This window comes from Hahella sp. NS-SX17, from assembly GCF_057367735.1.
In genome coordinates, this window is sequence record NZ_CM170632.1 from 5599161 (window position 1) to 5617175 (window position 18015).

Below are 18015 nucleotides of genomic sequence, written 5' to 3' on the forward strand. Positions count from 1 at the left end.
CTATCACACACGATAATAGTCACGATACCATTCAACAAATTTCTTAACGCCCTCTTCCACAGTCGTGGAAGGGCGATAACCCACATCGTCGATCAGCGCCTGCACATCCGCATAGGTGGCGGGCACATCGCCTGGCTGCATGGGCAGCAGATTTCTTTCCGCTTTTTTGCCCAAACACTCTTCCAGAATTTCTATATAGCGGGACAGCTCCACCGGGTTGTTGCTGCCGATATTGTAAATGCGATACGGCGCTTTACTGGTGCCTGGATCAGGCTGCATGCCGTCCCATTCCAGGTTGCCGGGCGCCACATGATCCAGCGTGCGGATGATGCCTTCCACAATATCGTCGATATAAGTGAAGTCGCGCTTGTGCTTGCCATAATTGAATACGTCGATTGGCTCGCCAGCGATGATTTTGCGCGTAAAAATAAACAGCGCCATATCCGGACGTCCCCATGGACCATATACAGTGAAAAAGCGTAGGCCGGTCGTAGGAATGCCATACAGCGAGCTGTAAGTATGCGACATCAGTTCGTTGGACTTTTTAGTCGCAGCGTACAGGCTCAAAGGGTGGTCCACGTTATCATGCACGGAGAACGGCATGGACTCGTTGGCGCCGTATACAGAACTGCTGGAAGCGTACACCAGGTGATCGACCTTATTATGGCGACAGCCTTCCAGAATATTCATGTGCCCCACCAGGTTCGCTGACACATAGGCGTGCGGGTTTTCGATGGAGTAACGAACACCGGCCTGAGCGGCGAGGTGAACCACGCGATCAGGCTTGTGTTTGGCGAATAGCGCTTCAATGCCTTCGCGATCCGCGACATCCAGACGCACATCAGTAAAGCCTTTGTATGGCGTCAAGCGTGCGAGACGGGCTTCTTTCAGGGAAACTTCATAATAATCATTGAGGTTATCAACACCGATAACCTCATCCCCACGATCCAGCAGCCTCAATGCGACATGAGAGCCGATAAAGCCGGCCGTTCCTGTTACTAATACTTTCATTTTACATCCCCCTATACGAATTCAGTCTCGAAGCGCGCCTGGCGAAAAGCAGTGCGCCAGGCGCTCAAAAACAACTCAAACGCCCCACAAACAATCAGGGCGCAATCACATCAGAAATGAACGCTTACTCCGAGATATGGTCCGCCGATATCCACATCAGCGTCCACATCGCTGACATCGTCCAGCTCCAGTTGCATTTCACGCCAACCAAGCTCAACGCCCACCACCTCAATTTCATAGTTGATGCGGGCGGCGACGTCGAGCATACGGTTGTCGCTGTATTTCAGGCCTGCAAGAGAGGCGCCGACGCTTAAGCCGGTAAGAGGAAGGTCCACACCCACTGCGCCGTACAGCATCGGCACAACTTCATCGATAGCCGTGGTGCTTTCATTCGTGGATGCGCCTTTTTGCTTAACACTGATCTCACCGTCAAAAATACGGGCCTGCAGACCAAGGTCAAGTGATACGACATTATCTAAAAGACGCCAATAGGCTATAAGGTCGGTATGGGTCAGATCCACGTCGGTGTCGACATCGCCAGTAAAGGTCACGCCATCAAATGTTTTGGTTAGTGTGCCTTGGCCGTTCTGGCTCAGCTCGGTGTACTGCAGGCGAAAATTGGGCAGCCCGGGAACGAAGTGCTCAAACGCCACATAGCCTTGAATGAATGTGTCGTCACCCAGTCCCAGATCCTTTTCCAGATCCACGGATTCTGAACCCGACTGGACGTCGCCGGTAAAGTCCGCATTCCAACCACTCACGCCGGCGAACAGACCAATCGTATCAGCATAAGCGCCGTTACAGGCCATAACCGCCAATAACGTCATTGTTGCTCTTTTCATTAATCATTCCTCTATTTCATTGGCGAATAGCCCTCACCGCATTACCAGATGGGCTTAAAGTCATTAGAGGAGCCTGCGTCAGGCCGGGCGTCGTGCGAAGGCTCCCGGGCACAGCTTAATTATTGATTATGAACGCTTGCTGAACCAACTTTATTTACAAAAAGGGTCGGCGATGGCCGACCCGATTAGGAGAGTGATTAGAACTGGACGCCTAACCTGCGGCCGACTTCTTCGTAATATTCGATGACGTCGCCCAGATCCTGACGAAAACGGTCCTTGTCCATTTTTTCTCCGGTAGCCTTGTCCCAGATACGGCAGCCGTCGGGGCTGAATTCATCGCCCAGCGCGACCTTGCCGTCAACCAGACCAAACTCCAGCTTGTAATCCACCAGGGTCATGCCGGCGGCGTCAAACAAAGATTTCAGAATCTCGTTCACTTTGAATGTCAGCGCCTTCATTTCATCCAATTGCTCATCCGTCGCCCAACCGAACGCGCGCGCGTGGTGTTCGTTGATCATCGGATCATGCAGTTCGTCGTTCTTCAGGAACAGTTCGTAAGTAGGAGGGCTCAGCTCCATTCCTTCACGAATCCCCAAGCGACGACACAAGCTGCCAGCGGCCACATTACGCACAACACACTCTACCGGAATCATCTGCAGACGCTTGACCAGGGACTCACGCTCGGAAAGCAGACGAACAAAATGCACGGGCACGCCAGCTTCCGCCAGCTTGCTCATAATGAAAGCATTGAATTTATTGTTTACTTCACCCTTGCGGCTCAGCTTGGCTTTCTTTACACCGTCGAAAGCGGAAGTATCGTCACGGAACTCCATTACAAACAGGTCCGCGTCATCCGTTTTAAAGATCGACTTGGCTTTTCCAGAATACAGCTCTTCGAGCTTTTGCATTGAGGGCGTCTCCGCAGTTAGTTGAATTAGGACATGTTATCCAGAATCTTGTTAAGCAGAATCAACTGCTCTTGCCGACCCACGCCAGTCGACGTCGGCTCGGAGGAAATATGCACGCCGTCGTCTGCGGGAGACAGCAGAATGCGGAAATTGAATCTATCGGACAGCTTCTCTTCTTCGTCGCCGCCAAACCAGCCAGACCACCAGCTGGTGGTTTTTTCATGCTCCTTCTCGACGAAGCGCACGAAGTACACCCCCTCGCTACGGTTAATATCAATGACGGGAATGCGACTATCAGTCAGCGCTTGCCCTAACGCAAACCAAGCGCGATCATAATTGAGATCCACCCGGAGATAAGGCTGCTCAGCGCTCTCCACCAACGAGACGCGAGACTCACCGCCTATATTTTGCGCCACGAGCGAGTAGCTGCCCAGGTTCTCGCCCTGGTCGCTCATATACTGACGCATATCCGTCAACAGGTTTTCCTGCTGCTGCGTTGGACCAGCCAACGGCATGCCTTGAACCGTCACACGCACTTCAGAGCTGAGACGCTTCAGCCCCTGCTGCACTCTTACCTGTAGCAATAACCGCTCATTATTCACGTATGACTGGAGCTGCATTTTATTGACGAATTCAGACGCTTTCAGAGAGTTCATAGGCAGGCTCGCCTGCATACGTCCTTCCGCCGTATCCACTTCTGTCACGCCCCCGCCGAGGGACTCCCAGTAGCGCTTCAGCGCAGGCCAGACTTTCCCCGGCGGCTCGCTGGCCAGCAACCAGATATCGTCAGCCGTCTTTTTGATGGCGAAATGCTCCTGCAACAAATCGGAGCCGGGAGCTGGCGGAGGCGGAACCACGAAGTCTTCGCTGGCGACAAACGCCTTTTCCGCATGGGGCACAGGATAACGGTCCTGTAGACGTCGTGAGGAATACCACTCTGGAACCACCAGAGGGTCGCCGCGCTCCGCCTGCATATATTGATTGGAGCGGTCAGTCATGAGACTGCATCCCGACAACCCCGCCGCAATAACAACACTACTCAATAAACGTTTCATCAAAACAGAGGCCGTCCGTTATTCGCTAATCAGATCCAACGCCAGCAAAGCGTCGCGCACTTGGGGTCTGCGTTCAGGGCTCAACTCCGTCAATGGGAGGCGAATGCCGGAGCTGATCAGCCCCATTTCAGCCATCGCCCACTTCACTGGGATAGGGTTGGATTCAACAAACATCGCGCTGTGCAACGACTGTAGTTTTTCCTGCAAAGCGCGGGCTGCGTCCGCCTCGCCCTTCAAAGCAAACTCACACAGGCTGGACAACAATTTAGGCGCCACGTTGGCGGTAACGGAGATGTTACCTTTGCCGCCAGCCAACATTAGTTCAACCGCAGTGCCGTCATCGCCAGAGTATACCGCAAACCCCTCAGGCGAAGCGTTAATAAGCTGACGGCCGCGATCCAGATTTCCGGTAGCGTCCTTGATGCCTACGATATTGGGAATCTGCGCCAGACGCAGGGCAGTCTCATTGGACATATCACAAGCAGTGCGACCTGGAACATTGTAGAGAATCTGCGGGATATCCACGGTCTCCGCCAGCTTTTTAAAGTGCTGAAAAAGGCCTTCCTGAGTAGGCTTGTTGTAGTAGGGGGTCACCAAGAGACAGGCGTCGGCGCCGGCTTTTTTCGCCTGTGCGGTGAGGTGCAGAGCTTCTGTCGTGGAGTTTGCGCCAGTACCCGCAATGACAGGAATGCGTCCATTAACGTAATCCACCACTCGTTTGATAACAGCTTCATGCTCTTCAAAATCCAGGGTCGCGGACTCCCCAGTGGTGCCAACGGCAACGATGCCGTGAGAGCCGTTATCAATATGAAAATCGAGCAATCGGTCAAGGTTTGGCCAGTCAATGGCGCCATCCTCAAGCATGGGAGTCACCAATGCAACCAAGCTACCTTTAATCATTTTGTTCTCCACGTATTAACAACTAGTTCTTTACGCACTAAACCGGCGTCGCAGGGCGCATGTGGAATAAAACACGCCGCCTGTGGACAACGCTCGCCACCCATACGGAATTGGTATGTCATGAATAATCCCGGAATAGGCTGTAAAGCGATTTCACATCAGCGTTTGGACGGCGCCGAGAGCCCTTCCTCTATTAACCCGGGTATGGTACTTCCCACCCTTGATATTAACAAGACTGGCGCGGACAAAAGCGCCCCAGCGCCGCGCCCGGCGACACTTGACAGTGGCATGGGCCCGGAGGACTATGTGCGTTGCAATCCATCTACACATTTACATTAAGAATGGGAAATACATTGCCTAGAGAAAATTATCTGGTCATTTCCGCTATTGGCGAAGACCGCCCAGGGATCGTTAATGAATTGGCCAAGGCCTGCTCAGACTACCAGTGCAACATTGTCGACAGCCGCATGACAGTGCTGGGCGCCGAATTCGCCCTGGTCATGATGGTGTCCGGCAGCTGGGACGCCATCGCCAAGCTGGAAAACATGATTCCACCACTGGCCCGCAAGCTTGACCTGAACTTGATTATTAAACAGACCCAGGCCCGGCGCCCGGCGCGCGCCCTCACTTATAACGTCAATGTAGTGGCGCTGGACCACCCAGGCATCGTCTACCGGATTGCGCAGTTCTTTTATTCCCGCAAAATCAATATCGATGAGTTGCAGACAAACACCTACAGCGCCCCACACTCCGGCACGCAGATGTTCAACATCAACATGACCGTAAACATACCCGCGGACATGCATTTGGCGAGTTTACGCGAAGAGTTCATGCTGTTCTGCGATGACTTGAACCTGGATGCAGTACTGGAGCCAGTGCGCTCGATATAACGCCATGCGATACGCATCCATCGTGATGACGCCGCCGTAGAATAGACGTGCAACACACCCCACATAAACCACGAAACATAAAACTAACTTAGATAGAGTTAAGGAGCCGCCATGGCGCAGCCAGGACAAACCGTTACCGATTTTGAGGCTCAGGCCACCCCGGATCAAACCGTTCGACTGAGCGACCTGAAGGGCAAAAACGTCGTAATTTATTTCTACCCCAAAGACCATACTCCAGGATGTACGACTGAAGGCCAGGACTTTAGAGATAACTATGCCGAACTCGAAAAACTGAACACTGTGGTGTTTGGCGTCTCTAAAGACAGCCTGAAAACCCACCAGAACTTCAAAGCCAAACATAACTTTCCCTTCGAGCTCATCACAGATCCAGACGAGGTCGTATGCAAAGTTTTTGACGTCATCAAGCTAAAAAAACTTTATGGCAAGGAATACATGGGCATTGAGCGCTCCACTTTTCTCATTGACGCAGAGGGCGTACTGCGCAAAGAGTGGCGCAAAGTAAAGGTGAAAGGGCATGTAACAGAAGTGCTGGATGCAGTCAAAGCGCTTTAGCGCCAGACCGCGGGAGACAGGGCCCGCCATGTGCGGAGCCTGTTGTTGCAGACAAATAGAAGGAAGTTATTTGTCTGCCTGATGATAAAAGGCGAGCCCGCCTATCCGGGCCCGCCCTCGCTTCAGACCCCCGCCGCTTTGACGGTTGGCCAGGCGGAAAAGATCGCCTTCAATAGCGTCGCCAAAGGAATCGCAAAAAACACTCCCCAGATTCCCCATAGCCCCCCAAATACAAGAACACTGACAATAATTACCACCGGGTGCAGATTCACAACTTCAGAGAACAGCAACGGCACCAGCACATTGCCATCCAGCGCCTGAATCACGCCGTAGGCTACCATCAACCAAATGAAGTCCGGCCCCCATCCCCATTGAAACAATGCGATAAGCGCCACAGGAATAGTCACAATCGCAGCGCCGATATAGGGAACCACCACCGACAGCCCCACCAACACCGCCAGCAACAATGAATAGTTAAGTCCCATCAAAACAAACGCAACATAAGTCGCCACGCCAACAATCAGAATTTCCAGCACCTTGCCGCGGATATAGTTGGCGAACTGCATGTTGGCCTCCGCCCAGATATTGGTCATCAGTCGGCGTTCCGTCGGCAACAGGGTCGACAGAGAGTTCAGAATGACCGCCCGGTCCTTCAGGAAAAAGAACACCATAATCGGCACTAGCACCGCATAGATCATGATCGCCAACAAAGTGGGAATACTGGACAGCGAAAAGGAAAACACCAACTGCGTGATCTTACTCACCTCCGTCGTCAATTGACGATACAGCCCCACCACACTCTCTTCCGTGAAAAATTGGGGATACTGCTGAGGCAAAAGCTTAATCAGCGCCTGCAAGTTGGTCATCATAGTGGGCAACTCCTGAAACAAGGAGGTGACCTGACGCACCATGAGCGGAAGAATCAACAGAACTATCGCCAGAGTCACGCCCACAAACAGCATAAACACAGAAAGCACGGCGTAAATATGCCCCATACCCAAGCGTTGCAGCTTAATCACCAGCCCCTGCAGAATATAGGCGATAACAATACTGCCAATTACCGGCGCCAGCATGGCGCCAAAAAACGCCATGACCAGTACGCCCGCCACCAGCAGGAAAAACAGAATGACGGCCTCCTCGTCTGAGAAGTACTTGTCAAACCAACTCTTAAACACTTTTAACATCGAAATGCGCTCACACTTAATGTCATGAGAGAGAATCAGCCGCGCAAAATCAGAAAATGGAACTCGCCGCTCTCCACCCTGCTCTCCACCAGAGTGTGCGCACTGAGTTGCAGATAGGATGAAAAATCCCTTTGCGAGCCAGGGTCTGTCGTCACCACCAATAGTTGCTCACCCGCGGCCATCGCGTTCAGCTTCTGCTTAGTCTTCAACAACGGCATCGGGCATTTCAAGCCCCTTAAATCAAGCGTGCTGACCGCTGCATCCTGATTAGACATTGATCCTCCAACTACCGGTTGATTTGCTCCGCATGATAGGGATATCAACCACATATTGCTATATTGTAATTGATAAGACGTCACTTCTTTCTGCTGATTGACGTACAATCTCAGGCGTTAAAGTATTAGAAGATTTCTCTCAAACAGCTTAAAGTCGTGTAAATCCCGCATTCCGCCAAATAGCGGATTCTGCTGCCGATGCCTGATTCCATGCGCAAAAAATACCTTATTCCATTATTGTTCAGCCTGACCCTTTCTCCCGTCACTTACGCAGACGAGTCCGCACTACCTGAACTGGGGGACAGCAGCGGCGCTATTATTACGCCGGCTCAGGAGCAAGCACTGGGCCAAGCCTGGCTGCGCTCTCTGCGCTCGCAACTCCCTATGTACGCCGACCCCTTGCTGACGGTTTATGTGAGAGATCTGATCTTTAAGCTGGCGCCCAACAGCGAGCTGCAAGATCACAACCTGACCACCGTTGTGGTCGACTCCAACATATTGAACGCATTCGCCGTTCCTGGCGGCGTTATAGGCGTCAACGCCGGCCTGTTTCTTTATGCGCAAAGCGAGCAGGAAATGGCGGGAGTACTGGCCCACGAAATCGCCCATTTAAGCCAGCGCCATTTTGCTCGCCGCCTGGAAGAGAGCAAGATGCACACCGCTTTGAATATGGCGGGGATCCTGGCGAGCGTCATTATCGCAGCCACCGCCGGTTCTGACGCTGGCGTAGCGGCTTTGGCGTCAACTCAGGCTTACTCCATACAGGAACAATTGAGCTATAGCAGACAGAATGAGCAGGAAGCGGATCGGCTCGGTCTGGAGACTCTCGCTGCAAGCGGCATGGAGCCTCGCGCCATGTCCAGCATGTTTGAAAAAATGCTGCGCAACAGCCGTTATGCACAGCAATTTCCCGAATACCTGCGGACCCACCCTCTCACAGAGAGCCGAGTTTCCGACACCGCCGCCAGAGCCGCCAACTATCCCGCCGGCGCCTACAAGGAAGACCCGGACTACTACATTATGCAAAGTCGCGTACTACTGCATTACGCCAAGAATGCAGAGGACGCATTCAACCTATTCAAAGCGCAAGCCACAGGCGGCACGGAGAACTCTCGCCTGGCGGCGCTGTACGGACAAGTCATCAGCGCCAATAAAGTAGAGCGTCCGCAAGACGCCAAAGACGCCATGGAGCAGCTACTCAAAATTGACAGCAATCGAATATCGATAGTAGTCGCTTATGCAGACTGGCTGGCGGCAAGCAAAAGAAGCGAAGAAGCCATTCAGGTTCTCAGAAAACACCTTCAGCGCAGCCCTGGCAACTACCCATTAAGCATGGATCTGGCTCGCCTCCTGAACCAGCAGGGCGAACACAAAGAAGCAGAGCGCCTGCTGCGAGGGCTGACTGCAAGCTATAGCGCAGAACCCAGCCTTTGGTACGAACTGGCGGAGACCCACGGACTGGCGGGCTCAATCGCCGAGCTACACCTGGCACGGGCGGAATATTTCTACCTTACTGGAAATATAAGTAAAGCCACCCAACAGTTACGTCAGGCGCAAAGTAAAAGTGAAGGCAACTATCAGAGGATGGCGATTATCCAAAAGCGGATGAAAGATTTCAGCAACGCAGGCAAGGAGTTTAAGTTTTAAAACTCCAGGCGCACCACATGGGTACGCCTTGACGCATAAAGTTAGGCGTTACCTTTTATCGCCACCTGGCGTTCTTTGGAGAAGTTAAGCATTCGCTGCAGAGGGATCAGCGCCTTCTCTCGTAAATCCGCTTCTACAATAATCTCCTGACGCTTATTAATCAGGACATCACGCAGATTTTCCAAGCCATTCATCGCCATCCAGGGGCAGTGCGCACAACTTCTGCACGTCGCCCCATTCCCGGCAGTGGGCGCCTCAATGAGGGTTTTCTCTGGAGCCATCTGCTGCATTTTGTAAAAAATACCGGCGTCAGTGGCGACAATGAATTGCTCATTCGACATATTTTTGACCGCATTGATCAACTGCGATGTGGAACCTACGACATCCGCCATATCTACGACAGCTTCCGGCGATTCAGGATGCACCAACACCGCCGCGCCAGGATACAACTGCTTAAGATCGGACAAGCCTTTTGACTTGAACTCCTCATGCACGATACAGGAGCCGTCCCACAGCAAAATGTCCGCCCCTGTTTTATTCTTCACATAGCCGCCCAAGTGCTTGTCAGGAGCCCAAATGATCTTCTCGCCCTGCTCATGCAAATACTCGACGATATCCAAGGCGATACTGGATGTGACAACCCAGTCCGCCCGCGCTTTGACCGCAGCGGAAGTATTCGCATACACCACTACCGTACGATCCTTGTGCTCATCACAGAACGCAGAAAACTCTTCTATAGGACAACCGATATCCAGCGAACAGGTCGCCTCCAGAGTGGGCATGAGAACCGTTTTCTCAGGGTTAAGGATCTTCGCCGTTTCCCCCATAAAGCGGACACCACACACCATCAGAGTCGACGCTGGGTGCTGATTGCCAAAGCGAGCCATCTCCAGAGAGTCCGCTACGCAACCTCCCGTTTCCTCAGCCAGCGCCTGCAGCATGGGATCTGTGTAGTAGTGCGCCACCAGTACAGCGTCCTCCTGCACTAACAGCTCCTTTATCTCCGCCCTTAGACGCTCCGCCTCTTCTGGACTCAACTCACTGGCTTCGTGCTCTCGAGCGAGATGCTCCTGAACAAAAATTCGGTCGCTTATAGCACTCATCAATTTTGACCCGTGTTTAATAATATTTTGTATACACAGCAATTTGCCGTCACAGCGACATTATACGACATGATGCGCGCCGATTAAGCTTTTCATCAATCTGCAGGAAACAGGCCGATTAGTAGAGAAAGGAGCAGAAACAAAAACGGGACCTTGAAGGTCCCGTTTTGCATATCATGGTGGGTCGTGATGGATTCGAACCATCGACCAATTGGTTAAAAGCCAACTGCTCTACCGACTGAGCTAACGACCCAAGAAACTTTCTTGGATGGCTGCCGCCATAATGGCGACAATCCGGAATTTAATGGTGGGTCGTGATGGATTCGAACCATCGACCAATTGGTTAAAAGCCAACTGCTCTACCGACTGAGCTAACGACCCAAGCGAGGCGCATATACTACTGATTCTGAGGGAAATGACAAGAGGTTTTTTCAAATTTTTTTCAGAAAAAAACACATCTTTTTTCAGGCGCCCTCACTGCACCTGTCTTAAATAATCCTTCGCCAAATTTGCAGGGGAAGTCCCCGGAAAACGACTTACGGCTTGACTCAAATATTTCTTCGCCTCGGCGTTGTCGCCCAAGCGATGATAGGTAACGCCAAGCTTATACATGGCGTCAGGAGCCTTTCTATGCTCTGGATACTTTCCCACAACAACCACAAACGCCTGACGCGCCTGCTCCAGCTTGGGAATCACCAGATACACTTCTCCCAACCAATAGTACGCATTGGCGGACAGGTCCGATTCTGGATACTTCTTGATGAAAGCATGCAGAGCCTCTACCGCTTTGTCGTACTCACGACGCTTTATCAAATCAAACGCCTGATCGTATTCCTGCTGCTCCGCTACAGACGGAGGCGCTTTATTTGGAGTCAGCACAAGCGCCTCTTCATCAGAGCTGGCTGCAGGTTCAGGTGTTGGCCTCACTGACGCATCCACGCCAGGAGTCGCAGCAGGTCCGTCAACAGCGACAGGGGGACGGGTTTCCCGCGTCTGAGTCCCCTGGCGCTGCAGTTCTAAAATTCGCCGATCCAGATCAATATAGCGTTCACGTTCCTGCTTCTTCATCTGGTCAACCTGATGCCTGAGCTCTTCCACTTGTCCTCTGAGCTCCCTCACCTCCTGTTGCATTTGCTCAAACATGTAGAGCATTTCCGCCGCAGAGCCGCCCGCTGAAGGAGCTTGCTGTTGCGCCGGGCGCACCTGCAATACGGGCGTCGTCGTTGACGATGCCGCCAACGCCAGCGGAGACAACGCTCCATACGCCAATACGCCAAGGAGAGTTACATTCCGAATAGTTTTCTTAGACATCAGTTCGGCTATCCGTCCTTTATAGGTTCAAAAAATATTACTTGTACTCAACCACTACGCGACGATTTTTGTTCCAAGCCGCTTCATTGTGAGCCGTATCGACAGGGAACTCTTCGCCATAGCTGACGGTTTCGATCTGGCTGCCGCTGGCGCCATTCACTACCAAAAAGCGTTCAATCGCCTGCGCGCGACGCTCGCCCAATGCAAGGTTGTATTCTTTGGTGCCGCGCTCATCCGCATAACCGTTCAGAACAACCTTTACAGCAGGGTTGGCCGCCAGCAACGCCGCGTGAGCGCGCAGAGCCATGTGAGACTCTGGCTTCACGATAGTTTTGTCAAAATCGAAATAGAATACGCGAACTTCACGCAGTGCATCTTGCTCTGCGGTCATTGCGTTTTGCTCAGCCAGACGTCGCTGCTCAGCCAGCTCCTCTTCAGACAAACCTGACCCATCGCCCAAACCAACGCCGCCAGCATCAGCGCCGTCTTGATCAACTACACCAACAGTTTCGTCTGGTTTGGTATCGGTTGAAGTACAACCCGCAGCAATAAAAGAGACCAACACCAGCGCGAAAATATTACGAATACTCAGTACATTCATAGCTTTTCCTTACATACTTAGCTTGTTTTATCTTGAAATATACGGGGACCAGGCCGGTTCCCGCACGTCGCCAAACTGGGCCGGCAGGGTATACTTCGATCCGGAGTTGACTCCTACAACCGCCAATACGCCCTTACCGTTTTTCTGGGTTGCATAAATTATCATACTTCCATTGGGCGCGACACTTGGAGATTCATCCATTTCGGTTTGCGTCAAAATCTGATCCTGTCCAGACTCCAAATCCAGTGACGCCACATTGAATGAACCGTCACGTTGATGAACATAATAGACCTTCTTGCCGTCAACGCTAAAACGAGGACGTGAATTATAGCGCCCTTCGAAGGTCAATCTGCGGGGAGAGCCGCCCGAGGCATCCATCAAGTAGATCTGCGGGCCGCCGCCGCGATCTGAAGTGAACGCAATGGTTCTTCCGTCTGGCGACCAGGAAGCTTCTGTGTCAATCGCCCAGTGATTGGTCAACCGCTTCAGGGAGTTATTGCGCAAATCCAGAACATATATTTCAGCATTGCCATCTTTCGACAACGTCACCGCCAGCTTGCTGCCGTCTGGAGACCAGGTGGGCGCGCTGTTCAAACCTTTATAGGAGGTGACCTGCGTGCGCACTCCGCTGGCGACATCTTGCACGTATATAGCTGGGCGCTGGGACTCAAAGGAAACGTACGCCAGCTTTTTACCGTCAGGAGACCAAGCAGGAGAAATAATAGGCATTGGTGATTTGTAAACCAGTTTTGAACGACGCCCATCGGCGTCCGCCACTTCCAGCTTATAAAGGTTTTTGGATCCATTTTTCTCCAAAGTGACGTAAGCGATGCGCGTAGAGAATACACCACGAATTCCAGTAACCGCCTCATATACAGCATCCGCAATGGCATGCCCCAAATCTCTCAGCTGCTCACTCTTTCCACTGATGATTTTGCCGATCACTCTTTGTTGCGACTGAACGTTATAGAGCTCATAGCGCACCTTATATACTTGCGATGGCGCATCGTATTGCACTCCGCCAACCAACAGGTAGCGCTGCCCCAGCAGCCCCCAATCGCGAAAATAAATTTCCTCCGCCTTACTGGGGATGCTTAGCATTTTGGTGCGATCCAAAGGCTCTATATCTCCGGAACGCTTTAAGTCCTCAGTGACAATTTGCCCAATATCTTCCGCCAACGATTGCCCTGACTCATTGGCGAACGGAACCACCGCTACGGGTATAGCGGCCCGGCTTCCTTTATCAATTTCAATGACCAGGTCAGCTCGCGCCAACCCGCTTATCAATAAAACCAGTGTAAAAAAAATTCGTTTTTTCATTGGAACACTTACAAATAGGCAGTGATTTTTATTTGGGATTAAAAATAAAGGTTACGTTTCTAAATTCCCGATTAAATAAACCGGGATCAGAAGGCACGGAGTATTTTCTTACCGCATTGGCCGCACTAATCGCCGACTGATCAAAAGCGCTGTTACCGCTGGACTTAACAACCTTCACGGATAAAAGTTCACCTGTCGGCAACAACTGCAATTGTAGCTCCGCTTTTAAACCTTTGATTTCTCCTGGGGGCTGCAGCCAAGCCTGAGTCACGGCGGAGTAAATCAGCGCCCTGTACTTCTCAACTTCAGTTAATTCACGCTGTTGCCGCTGAGCGGCGCTCTCCGCTTCAAGCTGCTCTTGCAGTCGACGCTCATACTCAGCCGCCTCTTGAGCCATTTTCAGCTCTTCCGCTTTTTTCAGCTCTTCCTGGCGCTTTTTCTCGCGCGCCTCTTTCATCTGACGCTCAAGCTCTTTTTGCTTTTGCTCAGCCAGACGCTTCTCTTCCTCTTTTTTCTTGCGTTCAGCTTCTTTCTTTTTACGCTCTTCTTCCGCCTTGCGTTTCTCTTCAGCCTGCTTCTTCTCTTCGGCCTTACGCTTTTCCTCTTCCTGGCGTTTTTCTTCCTCTTTCTTCTTACGCTCTTCTTCCTGCTTTTTCTTCAGCGCAATCGCTTCTTGTTCACGCTTTTTTTCCGCCGCAGCCTTGCGCTCAGCTTCTTGCTTCGCCTGCTCCCGCCGCTTCAATTCTTCCTGGCGCTGCTTTTCCAGCTCTTGCTGTTTCTTTTGCTGTTCGTCTTCCCTTTTCGGCTCTTCTTTCTTGACGGCAGGTTTAGGCTCAGGCTTAGTCATTTGTTTCAGTGCGTCAGCGTCAATCACCATCGCCTGCATGTGCGGAATGACGGGAGTAGGCGGCGTATGGGCGGACCAGCCCAGAAACGCCAGACCTGCGATACCCAAATGCAATATGACGGAAAACAGCGCCGGACCGATGTATCCGCTTTTTGGTTGATTACCGGAGCTATCCTTCACAGCTTATCTTTCACCCATAACAGCTTAAGGCTTCTCTGTAATCAGCCCGACGTTCGCCACGCCGGCGTCCTTCAACGCCGCCATCAGCCCCACTATCGTTCCGTACGGAACGTTACGATCGCCTCGCACCAGGACCATTACCGCCTTGTTGGTCTCCCGCACCAAGCTTACCCGTTTCACCACATCATCCAGCGGCATGGGCTTGGAACGATCATCGCCGACTTCTACAAAATAAGCGCCAAATGCGTCCACCGACACCACTAGAGGCGGCGTCTCGGGTGAGATCTGCAACGCTTCCGACTCCGTTTGCGGCAAATCCACATTCACGCCCTGCATCAGCATCGGCGCGGTGATCATAAAAATGACCAGCAACACCAGCATGACGTCGATATAAGGCACGACGTTGATTTCCGCCATCTGCTTTTTCTTTACGCGGGTAAAATCCAAGGATTGGTTCTCCTTTTAAGAGGACTTTGCGTGAACTCTGCGATGCAGGATGCTGGAAAACTCTTCCGCAAAAGTCTGAAAGGAATTGGCGAGACTCTCACTTCTGGCCGAGTAACGGTTGTAAGCGATTACCGCAGGAATAGCGGCGAAAAGCCCCATAGCCGTCGCAATCAACGCCTCAGAAATACCCGGCGCCACCGTTGAAATAGTCGCTTGCTGAAGGTGAGCCAACCCACGAAAGGAGTTCATAATTCCCCAAACAGTGCCGAATAGTCCGATATAAGGAGTCGTTGAGCCGACTGTAGCTAAAAACGGCAAATGCGCCTCCAGCCTGTCCATTTCTCTGGACATCGCAACGCGCATAGAGCGCTGCGTACCTTCCATTACCGCATCAGGATCGACGCCTGCTTGCTGGCGCAAACGGGAGAATTCTTTGAAACCTGAACGGAAAATCTGTTCCATACCGCTGTTGGGATTTGGCGCAGCGCTGGATTCACGATAGAGCTGATTAAGGTCCATACCGGACCAGAAACGCTCCTCAAACTTGGTGGTCGCCCTGCGCGCCAAGCCGAAGATTCTGGCGCGCTGGAAGATAATCATCCAGGAGACAATCGAGGCTGCGAGCAGGATCAGCATGACAATCTGCACCAAAAAGCTGGCGTTGCTAATCAGCGCCCAAATTGAAAGTTTATCCTCCACTTATAGGACTCCTATTGCTGTTTTTATCGTGGGCGGACCGCCGCCTTTCATAGCGGGGAGCCGCAAAAACTAAACGTTTATACCTTTTTGCAGCGCCGAGGCCAAATCTCCTGGGATTGGCCTCGGCCTGAAGCTGACTTTGTCTATGCAAGCGACTTTGACTCTCCCGGAGACCAGCATTTCCACCTTCTCGCCCCGAGTGATGTTCTGCTCAAATTCCATGTAGGTACGCCCCAGTTTGACGATGTGGGCGCTTACAGCCACTTCATCATCAAGACGCGCCGGGCTGTGATATTGTAAAGCCAGACTATGCACGACGAACTGGGCGTCAAGGTCCACCGTTTCCAGTCTGGGAAACCCTAGAGACCGGATGAACTCGGTGCGAGCTCTTTCCATAAAACGCAGATAGTTGGCGTAAAAAACGATACCGCCAGCGTCAGTGTCTTCAATATATACTCGAACGGGCCACACAAACGAGCCGGAAGTCATTAAATTCCCTTAATAAAATCTCGCCAAAAGCCTTGTCATCTCTGCTCTGGCATAGCCAGACCAAAGTGGTCGTACGCCGCTTGAGTCGCCACCCTGCCGCGTGGCGTGCGCATTAGGAAACCCTGCTGAATCAGATATGGCTCCACCACATCCTCAATCGTGCCCTTTTCTTCGCCAATGGCCGCAGCCAGACTCTCCACTCCCACCGGGCCGCCGTCAAATTTTTCCATGACGGCCAACAACAGACGACGATCCATATGATCGAAGCCATGCAAATCCACATTCAGCATGTTGAGAGCCTTATCCGCCACATCATTGGTAATGGCTCCGTCCGCCTTCACTTCCGCATAATCGCGCACTCGTCGCAATAATCGGTTAGCGATACGGGGCGTTCCTCTTGAGCGTCTGGCGATTTCATGCGCGCCGCCGTCATCTATAGAAACCCCAAGCAAGCTGGCCGAGCGCGAAACGATATGGCGCAAGTCCTCAACCGAGTAAAACTCCAAGCGCTGCACGATTCCAAAACGGTCTCGCAGGGGCGACGTCAGCAGTCCCGCCCGGGTGGTGGCGCCCACCAAGGTAAACGGCGGCAGATCCAGTTTGATGGAACGCGCCGCCGGCCCTTCCCCGATCATGATGTCCAACTGATAGTCTTCCATCGCCGGATACAACACCTCTTCAACCGCCGCGCTGAGTCGATGAATTTCATCAATGAACAACACGTCCTTCGGCTCCAGATTCGTCAGTAACGCAGCAAGATCGCCGGCTTTCTCAAGAACGGGGCCAGAAGTGGTTTTGATGGAGACGTCCATCTCATTGGCGATGATATTCGCCAGCGTGGTTTTACCCAGCCCTGGCGGGCCGAATATCAAGGTATGGTCTAATGCTTCCTGACGTCCACGCGCAGCATTGATGAAGATTTCCATTTGCTCGCGCACCTGCGGCTGGCCGACATAGTCTTCCAGCTTCTTGGGGCGAATGGCTCGGTCTTGGGAATCTTCCTGCAGAGTGGCGTTTGGCGAGATTATGCGATCCGCTTCGATCATGGGGTGCTTTTGAAGTCTTTATTGGCGTCAAACGTTGGGGGCATCATAGCGTGGCTACTTGGTTTTTACCATCCCCTTCAGAGCCAGACGAATCAGCTCGTCCCGCCCCATCCCGTCCTTATAAACGGCGTTAATAGCGCGACTGGCTTCTTGCGGTTTGTAGCCCAGCGCCAGCAAAGCGGCTTCCGCCTCTTCCAGATGGGAATGGCCGCCAGCAGGCTGATCCAGCAGTTCCGGCGTCGCCGTTTCACGGCCTCCCACACCCCAGTCCTTGATCCGGTCGCGCATTTCTATCAGCAGCCTTTCAGCCGTCTTTTTTCCCACACCAGGCATCTTGGTAAGTCGGGTCAGATTATCGCCGCGAACGCATTCGACAAATTCATTCGGAGACATGTGAGACAGTATCGCCACAGCCATCTTTGGCCCCACACCGTTTACTTTCAACAGCAAACGAAATAATTCCCGGTCTTCGCGACGAATAAATCCGTATAGCAGCTGCGCATCTTCGCGCACGACAAAATGCGTAAATAGAGAGCAGGATTCGCCCAATTTAGGCAAGTAACCCAACGCAGACAAAGGCACCTCCACCTCGTAACCCACGCCATTTACATCCAGCAGCACAAAGGGCGGATGGTTTTCCGCCAACTTACCTACCAGTCTTCCGATCAAGGGAAACCTCTTCTATAT

20 protein-coding genes and 2 tRNA genes are annotated in these 18015 nt (G+C 52.3%); 3 read left to right on the plus strand and 19 right to left on the minus strand.

Annotated features, from left to right (window positions below; all coding sequences use genetic code 11):
• Positions 1-3 precede the first annotated feature (3 nt).
• From AC2IBB_RS24890 to dapA, 5 genes are all read right to left on the minus strand, one after another.
• Positions 4-1011 (minus strand): NAD-dependent epimerase, encoded by a 1008-nt coding sequence (locus tag AC2IBB_RS24890; protein WP_216737235.1) that lies wholly within the window; start codon positions 1009-1011, stop codon positions 4-6.
• A 110-nt stretch (positions 1012-1121) separates the two neighbouring features.
• A complete protein-coding gene (locus AC2IBB_RS24895; protein ID WP_486329410.1) occupies positions 1122-1853 on the minus strand; it encodes a TIGR04219 family outer membrane beta-barrel protein in 732 nt (243 codons plus the stop codon).
• Between the two features lie 197 nt (positions 1854-2050).
• On the minus strand, positions 2051-2761 hold the full coding sequence (purC, locus tag AC2IBB_RS24900; protein WP_486329411.1) for a phosphoribosylaminoimidazolesuccinocarboxamide synthase: 711 nt from the start codon (positions 2759-2761) through the stop codon (positions 2051-2053).
• Between the two features lie 26 nt (positions 2762-2787).
• Entirely contained in the window at positions 2788-3759 is a 972-nt protein-coding gene (bamC, locus tag AC2IBB_RS24905) for an outer membrane protein assembly factor BamC (RefSeq protein WP_486329412.1), read from the minus strand.
• A 75-nt stretch (positions 3760-3834) separates the two neighbouring features.
• Entirely contained in the window at positions 3835-4716 is an 882-nt protein-coding gene (dapA, locus tag AC2IBB_RS24910; RefSeq protein WP_486329413.1) for a 4-hydroxy-tetrahydrodipicolinate synthase, read from the minus strand.
• Positions 4717-5069: 353 nt separating this feature from the next.
• Between dapA and AC2IBB_RS24915 the strand changes: the two genes are divergently transcribed.
• Both AC2IBB_RS24915 and AC2IBB_RS24920 read left to right on the plus strand, forming a co-directional pair.
• Positions 5070-5606: a glycine cleavage system transcriptional repressor gene (locus AC2IBB_RS24915; protein ID WP_486329414.1), complete on the plus strand. Its 537-nt coding sequence runs from the start codon at positions 5070-5072 to the stop codon at positions 5604-5606.
• Positions 5607-5717: 111 nt separating this feature from the next.
• On the plus strand, positions 5718-6179 hold the full coding sequence (locus tag AC2IBB_RS24920) for a peroxiredoxin (protein ID WP_486329415.1): 462 nt from the start codon (positions 5718-5720) through the stop codon (positions 6177-6179).
• Between the two features lie 122 nt (positions 6180-6301).
• Here AC2IBB_RS24920 and AC2IBB_RS24925 read toward each other — a convergent pair whose 3' ends face one another.
• Positions 6302-7363: an AI-2E family transporter gene (locus AC2IBB_RS24925; protein WP_486329416.1), complete on the minus strand. Its 1062-nt coding sequence runs from the start codon at positions 7361-7363 to the stop codon at positions 6302-6304.
• Positions 7364-7398: 35 nt separating this feature from the next.
• On the minus strand, positions 7399-7638 hold the full coding sequence (locus tag AC2IBB_RS24930) for a sulfurtransferase TusA family protein (protein WP_486329417.1): 240 nt from the start codon (positions 7636-7638) through the stop codon (positions 7399-7401).
• A gap of 198 nt (positions 7639-7836) precedes the next feature.
• Between AC2IBB_RS24930 and AC2IBB_RS24935 the strand changes: the two genes are divergently transcribed.
• Positions 7837-9285 carry a M48 family metalloprotease gene (locus tag AC2IBB_RS24935; protein WP_486329418.1) on the plus strand — a complete coding sequence of 483 codons (1449 nt, stop codon included), beginning with the start codon at positions 7837-7839 and terminating at the stop codon, positions 9283-9285.
• Between the two features lie 41 nt (positions 9286-9326).
• On the opposite strand, the gene nadA is transcribed toward AC2IBB_RS24935, so the two are convergent.
• The 12 genes from nadA to ruvA all read right to left on the minus strand — a co-directional run bounded on the left by nadA (position 9327) and on the right by ruvA (position 17997).
• The gene (gene nadA / locus AC2IBB_RS24940) at positions 9327-10388 is read right to left on the minus strand and encodes a quinolinate synthase NadA (protein WP_486329419.1); all 1062 of its coding nucleotides are present in this window, start codon (positions 10386-10388) and stop codon (positions 9327-9329) included.
• 177 nt (positions 10389-10565) lie between these two features.
• Positions 10566-10641 (minus strand) — tRNA-Lys (locus AC2IBB_RS24945).
• A gap of 52 nt (positions 10642-10693) precedes the next feature.
• A tRNA-Lys gene (locus AC2IBB_RS24950) sits at positions 10694-10769 on the minus strand.
• Positions 10770-10862: 93 nt separating this feature from the next.
• The gene (gene ybgF / locus AC2IBB_RS24955; protein ID WP_486329420.1) at positions 10863-11699 is read right to left on the minus strand and encodes a tol-pal system protein YbgF; all 837 of its coding nucleotides are present in this window, start codon (positions 11697-11699) and stop codon (positions 10863-10865) included.
• A 37-nt stretch (positions 11700-11736) separates the two neighbouring features.
• A complete protein-coding gene (gene pal, locus AC2IBB_RS24960; protein WP_486329421.1) occupies positions 11737-12300 on the minus strand; it encodes a peptidoglycan-associated lipoprotein Pal in 564 nt (187 codons plus the stop codon).
• 27 nt (positions 12301-12327) lie between these two features.
• A complete protein-coding gene (tolB, locus tag AC2IBB_RS24965; protein ID WP_486329422.1) occupies positions 12328-13620 on the minus strand; it encodes a Tol-Pal system beta propeller repeat protein TolB in 1293 nt (430 codons plus the stop codon).
• A 28-nt stretch (positions 13621-13648) separates the two neighbouring features.
• Positions 13649-14647: a cell envelope integrity protein TolA gene (gene tolA, locus AC2IBB_RS24970; RefSeq protein ID WP_486329423.1), complete on the minus strand. Its 999-nt coding sequence runs from the start codon at positions 14645-14647 to the stop codon at positions 13649-13651.
• Positions 14648-14671: 24 nt separating this feature from the next.
• Positions 14672-15094, minus strand: a complete 423-nt coding sequence (tolR, locus tag AC2IBB_RS24975; RefSeq protein ID WP_011398673.1) for a protein TolR — start codon at positions 15092-15094, stop codon at positions 14672-14674.
• A gap of 15 nt (positions 15095-15109) precedes the next feature.
• Positions 15110-15793 carry a protein TolQ gene (gene tolQ, locus AC2IBB_RS24980; RefSeq protein WP_011398674.1) on the minus strand — a complete coding sequence of 228 codons (684 nt, stop codon included), beginning with the start codon at positions 15791-15793 and terminating at the stop codon, positions 15110-15112.
• 69 nt (positions 15794-15862) lie between these two features.
• The gene (ybgC, locus tag AC2IBB_RS24985; protein WP_486329424.1) at positions 15863-16282 is read right to left on the minus strand and encodes a tol-pal system-associated acyl-CoA thioesterase; all 420 of its coding nucleotides are present in this window, start codon (positions 16280-16282) and stop codon (positions 15863-15865) included.
• 35 nt (positions 16283-16317) lie between these two features.
• Positions 16318-17328, minus strand: a complete 1011-nt coding sequence (gene ruvB / locus AC2IBB_RS24990) for a Holliday junction branch migration DNA helicase RuvB (RefSeq protein WP_486329425.1) — start codon at positions 17326-17328, stop codon at positions 16318-16320.
• 54 nt (positions 17329-17382) lie between these two features.
• Complete coding sequence (ruvA, locus tag AC2IBB_RS24995; protein WP_486329426.1) at positions 17383-17997, minus strand: Holliday junction branch migration protein RuvA; 615 nt, start codon at positions 17995-17997, stop codon at positions 17383-17385.
• Positions 17998-18015: the final 18 nt, after the last annotated feature.